Annotated in this window: 4 protein-coding genes and 1 pseudogene; 4 read left to right on the top strand and 1 reads right to left on the bottom strand. The window is 39.9% G+C overall.

Annotation, left to right across the window (positions count from 1 at the left end; all coding sequences use genetic code 11):
- The 3 genes and pseudogenes from AC06OU_RS09030 to AC06OU_RS09040 form a co-directional block, all read left to right on the top strand.
- Positions 1-183: pseudogene (locus AC06OU_RS09030) on the top strand (hypothetical protein); the annotation flags it as partial.
- Positions 164-916, top strand: coding sequence for a YqjF family protein (locus AC06OU_RS09035; protein ID WP_475855311.1), 753 nt, complete (start codon positions 164-166; stop codon positions 914-916). The pseudogene AC06OU_RS09030 and the gene AC06OU_RS09035, both read left to right, overlap by 20 nt.
- Positions 917-937: 21 nt before the next feature.
- The gene (locus AC06OU_RS09040; protein ID WP_475855312.1) at positions 938-1,873 is read left to right on the top strand and encodes an MBL fold metallo-hydrolase; all 936 of its coding nucleotides are present in this window, start codon (positions 938-940) and stop codon (positions 1,871-1,873) included.
- Positions 1,874-2,310: 437 nt separating this feature from the next.
- Here AC06OU_RS09040 and AC06OU_RS09045 read toward each other — a convergent pair whose 3' ends face one another.
- The gene (locus AC06OU_RS09045; RefSeq protein WP_475855314.1) at positions 2,311-2,703 is read right to left on the bottom strand and encodes an SLAP domain-containing protein; all 393 of its coding nucleotides are present in this window, start codon (positions 2,701-2,703) and stop codon (positions 2,311-2,313) included.
- A gap of 134 nt (positions 2,704-2,837) precedes the next feature.
- Between AC06OU_RS09045 and AC06OU_RS09050 the strand changes: the two genes are divergently transcribed.
- Positions 2,838-3,812: a macro domain-containing protein gene (locus AC06OU_RS09050; RefSeq protein ID WP_475855315.1), complete on the top strand. Its 975-nt coding sequence runs from the start codon at positions 2,838-2,840 to the stop codon at positions 3,810-3,812.
- The last annotated feature ends 147 nt before the right edge of the window (positions 3,813-3,959 follow it).

Raw genomic sequence — 3,959 nt, forward strand, 5'->3', positions numbered from 1 at the left:
GATGGCGGCTCCGAGGAGCTAAAGGGAGCAAGCGAGGTAGGAATGAGGCCATACCAGGCTACATGGTTTTTACCCTCAGGTGCTCCTAATGAAATTTCAGAATTTCCAAAGTTAAGAGAACCTATGGAGGTAATAGAAGTTGTACGAAAAGAGGAGGAGAGCTATGGAAGTCAAAAAAGATAAGTGGGATGCTAGTCACAGGTCTTGGCCATTACCTAAACTGCCATGGACTATGACTCAGACGTGGAATGATCTATTATTTGCACATTACCCTATCGATATAAAAGTGTTAAGAGAAATTGTACCAAAAGCACTTCCTTTGGATACGTATAATGGAAAAGGATGGATTGGTATCGTTCCCTTCCATATGACAAATATTAGGCTGCGGGGGACGCCGAGAGTGCCAGGTACAGACAGTTTTGCAGAATTGAATGTTCGAACGTATGTCACGATAAATGGGAAACCAGGGGTGTTCTTCTTTAGTCTGGATGCGGAAAATTTATTTGCGGTAAAGGTAGCTCAAACTGTATACCGTTTACCATACGTGCATGCCGATATGAATGTATCAAAAAGTGATTCATTTATAGAATATAAAAGTAAGCGTCGACAAGGAGTGGATGCCAGATTTGAGTGTAGATACCGTCCTACATCAGAGATATTCTATGCAGAGAAAGGAAGCTTTGAAGAATGGCTCACAGAGCGCTACTGCTTATATACATTAAGTAAAAAAGGGGATCCGCTTCGTTGTGATATTCTTCATCCCCAATGGCCGTTGCAACAAGCAGAGGCAGAGTTTCAGGTAAATACTATGCTGTCCGAGCAGGGGATACAAGTAGAGGATAATCTACCAATCTTGCACTTTTCCAAAAGTATAGAAGTTCGGATGTGGCCGTTAGTGTCCGCGATGAATGACTGAAAGAAAATAGGAGGTAATAAAATGAATAAATATCCGCTTCAGTTAAACGAGAGGATATCTTTAATAGACATTTTTGATATGGGATTAAATGAAAGAACAGGTACATATGTAATTCAGGAGGATGAATTGACTATAGTAGAGACTGGACCAAGCCCCTCTGTAAAACATGTGAAAGAAGGCTTACAAAAACTTGGCTTCTCTTTAGCAGATGTTAAATACATTATTTTGACCCATATCCATTTAGACCATGCCGGTGGAGCAGGCCTGCTTCTCCAGCAATGCCCTAATGCAACAGTAGTGGTACATCCTAAGGGTGCTAGACATTTAGCAAATCCAGAGCGTCTTATAGCAGGTGCAAGAGCTGTATACGGCTCAAATTTTGGTGACTTATTTGATCCTATCGTAGCAATACCGGAGGAAAGACTCTTAACAAAGGCTGATGGAGAAACATTAAAAATTGGGGAAGCTTGTACTTTGACCTTCTTAGATACACCTGGTCATGCCAATCATCATTTTGGTATTTATGATCCAATTAGTAACGGGATGTTTGCTGGAGATACGGTGGGGGTCCGCTACGAGCAACTGGCCAAAGATGGCGTAGATTTAGTGCTGCCTTCCACCTCCCCTAACCAATTCGATCCAAAGGCAATGCAAAAAGCTATAGAGCGATTCCAACAGATGAGCCTAAGTTACATTTACTATGGTCACTTTGGAATGACTGATAATGCCGCTGCAGCTCTAGCACAGGTTTCAGAATGGCTTCCGCTTTTCGTTGAAACGGCTAAAGATGTCCAAAGAGAACAAAAAGACCATAACGAGCTAGCGAATAGACTCGAGGCATTAGTTAAGGATCATTTAAGAGGCCAAGAGATTCCAGATGACCATGAAGTCTATCCATATATCCATGGTGATTTAGGGGTTTGCGCTATGGGGTTGATGGATTATTTAGGTAAGTAATATCAAAAAAATTATATGATTGAGCTTGAAATAGGGAAAGAACAATGTAAAAGAGATATACAGAGATAGATTACTATTTAGGGGAGATTATATGTTTAGCATATTTAAGACTAAATGTTCGATGTGTCATAGAAAAGCAGGTCCTTATCGTTTGTTTCAAAGTCCAGAGGGAAAGAGGATGAAGCTTTGTTATGGCTGCTCCGAATATGCTGCAAGACGTGCATATAAAAAGTTATCATAAATTTTATGAGGTGAGAGTGGAGGATTTTATATAACCTATATTTTCTTAAACGCTATCTACTAAAAATGAGGATGAAAGCTTGTTCATTGCCTGCTTTTTGAAAATATTACTTGTGGTTGTCTTCGGTAAGACATCATATTAAAAAATAAGGCTACTTAAACTTCGCGATAGGTAAAGTTTAAATAGCCTTTTCTTTTTAAGTAGACTTTGGTTTTTCTATATGTAGAGTTCCTTCTGGTAAAGCGGATCCTTCTACATATTTATGAACTGGAAATATAAAGGTCCAAGGCATACTTGTTTCAGGAGGAAGTGTAAGAGCTGGTATCGTAAATACATGTTCAGCCACTAGCTCATTCTCAACCGTATAGACTAATCTAGTCTGCTTAAAGGCTAGCTCCTGGCTGGTGAAATTATGAATCAGGACAGTGGCGAGAAACTCTTTTTTATGATTGGTTGCAACTCGGATAGGAGAGAAAAGAATATCTTTGTTTACATGGTCTTTGGTTCTTCGAAAAATACGTTCAATTTGTTCTCTATCCTTGGCTGATACTGCTTTATTCCAAGATGGTTCAAATTTTAGCTGCTGCATGTTAAACCCCCTCTAGTGTAATTTTAACATAAGAGATCTGATCATTATGGAAATGGACTACTGTTCAATCTACCAAGTATTGTCTATTATTTAAGTTAATAGATATTAAGGGCGAGGGGAAGGGGATAAGTAGAATGCCATTAGAAATTGTTCGAAATGATATTACGAAAATGCAGGTAGATGCTATTGTAAATGCCGCTAACCGAGATCTTCAAAGGGGAGGCGGTGTGTGTGGAGCAATCTTTCAAGGTGCGGGATCCGGTGAGCTACAAGAGGCGTGTAATAGGATTGGCAATTGTCCCACAGGTGAAGCTGTCATAACGGACGCATATCAACTAAGTGCAAAATATATTATTCATACAGTAGGACCAGTATGGAGAGGTGGGTCTCATAAAGAAGAGGAGCAGTTGAAGGATTGCTATAAAAACTCGTTAAATTTGGCGTTATCTCATGGCTGTGAGTCAGTAGCGTTTCCATTAATCTCTTCTGGTATTTATGGATATCCAAAGGAGCAAGCTCTACAGGTAGCTATTTCTACGATAAGCTCGTTCCTCTTGAACCATGAAATGCTTGTTTATATTGTTGTGTACGATAAAAAAGCCTTTAAACTAAGTGAGAAACTGTTCAGGTCTATTGAGGAATTTATTGATGAGCACTATGTCGAGGAAATGGACATAAGCTTCGGCAGAAATAGAAGAGAAGCTTATGAGCTAGAGGAATCGATGGTGCTGCAATCTAGTCAGGATTTACGGGAAATGATAGAGCATATGGATGAATCATTCTCCGAAAGGCTTCTACGTCTTATAGATGAAAAGGGAATGACCGATGTTTCTGTCTACAAAAATGCAAACATTGACCGACGCCTGTTTTCGAAAATAAGAAATAACAAGGACTATACTCCATTAAAGAAAACAGTAGTCGCCTTCGCTATTGGTCTACAGTTAACTTTACAGGAAACAAACGATTTACTAGAAAAGGCAGGTTATACCCTGTCTAGAAGCCATAAATTTGATGTTATTATTGAATACTTTATTCAACAACACAACTATAATATATTTGAAATCAATGAGGCATTGTTTAGTTTTGACCAACCCTTATTAGGCGCATAAACAAGAAAAGCGTAAGCGCCTATCCCTGCCCCGACAGGCAAATGGGGAAATGCGAGGAGGCAGTTCCTCAGCCACCGCAGTATTTTCCCATTTGACCCCGAGGGGCAAGGCGCCGGAGCTAGACAATCAGAAAAGCGCAGGCGCCTA

The sequence above is a fragment of the Psychrobacillus sp. genome, assembly GCF_056205495.1.

Bases quoted from the DNA above. Each gene is read 5' to 3' on its own strand.
- AC06OU_RS09040 (WP_475855312.1), top strand. From the start codon at position 938: ATGAATAAATATCCGCTTCAGTTAAACGAGAGGATATCTTTAATAGAC.
- AC06OU_RS09045 (WP_475855314.1), bottom strand. From the start codon at position 2,703: ATGCAGCAGCTAAAATTTGAACCATCTTGGAATAAAGCAGTATCAGCC.
- AC06OU_RS09050 (WP_475855315.1), top strand. From the start codon at position 2,838: ATGCCATTAGAAATTGTTCGAAATGATATTACGAAAATGCAGGTAGAT.
- AC06OU_RS09035 (WP_475855311.1), top strand. From the start codon at position 164: ATGGAAGTCAAAAAAGATAAGTGGGATGCTAGTCACAGGTCTTGGCCA.